This is a genomic window from Pseudomonas sp. P5_B2, from assembly GCF_056400445.1.
This window is the reverse complement of record NZ_JBFULH010000877.1, coordinates 1-1,416: the sequence shown is the minus strand read 5'-3', so window position 1 is coordinate 1,416 and position 1,416 is coordinate 1. Positions and strand designations below refer to the sequence as shown.

Sequence of the window (1,416 nt, the reverse complement as noted above, 5' to 3'; positions counted from 1 at the left end):
GGGCATGAGCGAAGGGCAGGCCAGCGCCGTGTTCACCGGGCTGGGGCAGGGCGAGTGGAGCAGTCACGACCTGCGCAAGTTGGCCCGTACTGGCTGGGCAGACCTCGGTATCGACTTCCTGATTGGCGAGATGCTGATCAACCACGCCATGGGCCACAACGTGCAGGCCTACATCCACACCACCGTCGAAGAGCGTAAGCGTGCTGCCCTCGAACTGTGGCACGGCCATTTAGACAGTAAGGGTTTTTCCCTGATTCACGGGTTGGAGGGCGGTAGAAACGAAAATTCGGGTAATTCGCTGCAAGCCACAGAACACAAGGCCTGCGAGGCCCTTCAAGAATCAACCATAGGCGAGGTTTAAAAATGATGAAAAAGCAGCATGGACCCGCCTTTGTGCGCAGTTTGATACCGATGACCGAGTGCACTTCATGTGCCGGGAAGGGGTTGATCAAGGGGCTGCTTCATGAGCTCGATTGCATCGGCTGTCACTCGTCCGGCTTTGTTCATGCCCAGACCCTGGAGCCGCTGTTGATCGAAGACCTGGTGGTCCAGCTGGGAAGGCTGGTCCGCCGGGAGCGCAGTCAGTTGGTCGGCAAGAACCCAGCACGTTGCATCGTTGATGAATACCAGCAGAGCAATCGCCGCGGCGCCGGCCGCTCGTCTTTCAAGGGGGATTGAACAATGATCTATCCAGGCATTCTGAATGCAGTTGTTTCGGCTCTCGCGGCTGAGGCCATCGACAACACCAGCAAGCAGGCATGGCAAAAGTTGTACAACTCGGCCGATGAGGAAGAGGGTGGTGATCTGGCAACGCTGGTCCGTTCCCGCAGTGCTGACTCGATCGATCGTACTCAGGTGGACTGCTGGGTTTCGGCCAGGCTTCACCATGGACTTGCACCGAAGCATTGGAATGCACTGGTTGCTAAATTCAGCACGCACAAAGGTCGAAAGGTTCAAGCGCTGGCCGCTCTGCAAGCCATCATCAACACCCCGGCACCAAAGGTGTTCCTTTATAAGGCAGTCACCGCATGGGCTATCCCGCAACTCAAGGGTGCCCGTCCAAAGATCGTTAACTCGGTATCCGTCGAGATCCCCTTGGATGCACCCGCTTGGCGTCGGGAGGCCATGGTRAAAGCTGCGGTAGCTGCCGGGAAAGCCAAGGCCAAGAAAGATGAGGGCCGATCTGCGGACATGATCGTGTTGAAAGACAGCTTCTACGACATGAACACTTGGGATAGTGAAGGCACGCCAGAGTCGACTCGGCGTCGTTGGAGACAGTCGATAAACCAAGCGGCCGATGACATCGTGAACGAAGCTCTGGCGCATGCGGGCGATATTCTGGAAGCGGAAGGATTGTTGATTGAAAAGGCAGCATGACGCCGGTTGACATCAGTGAGCGGATGAGCGAAATTAACC

General features: G+C 56.7%; 2 protein-coding genes and 1 pseudogene. All 3 read left to right on the top strand.

From position 1 onward, the window contains the following. Positions 1–361: pseudogene (locus AC1DRJ_RS27650) on the top strand (tyrosine-type recombinase/integrase); the annotation flags it as partial. A 2-nt stretch (positions 362–363) separates the two neighbouring features. Beyond that, the gene (locus AC1DRJ_RS27645; protein WP_477804945.1) at positions 364–678 is read left to right on the top strand and encodes a hypothetical protein; all 315 of its coding nucleotides are present in this window, start codon (positions 364–366) and stop codon (positions 676–678) included. Positions 679–681: 3 nt separating this feature from the next. Continuing rightward, positions 682–1,377 carry a hypothetical protein gene (locus AC1DRJ_RS27640; protein WP_477804944.1) on the top strand — a complete coding sequence of 232 codons (696 nt, stop codon included), beginning with the start codon at positions 682–684 and terminating at the stop codon, positions 1,375–1,377. Positions 1,378–1,416: the final 39 nt, after the last annotated feature.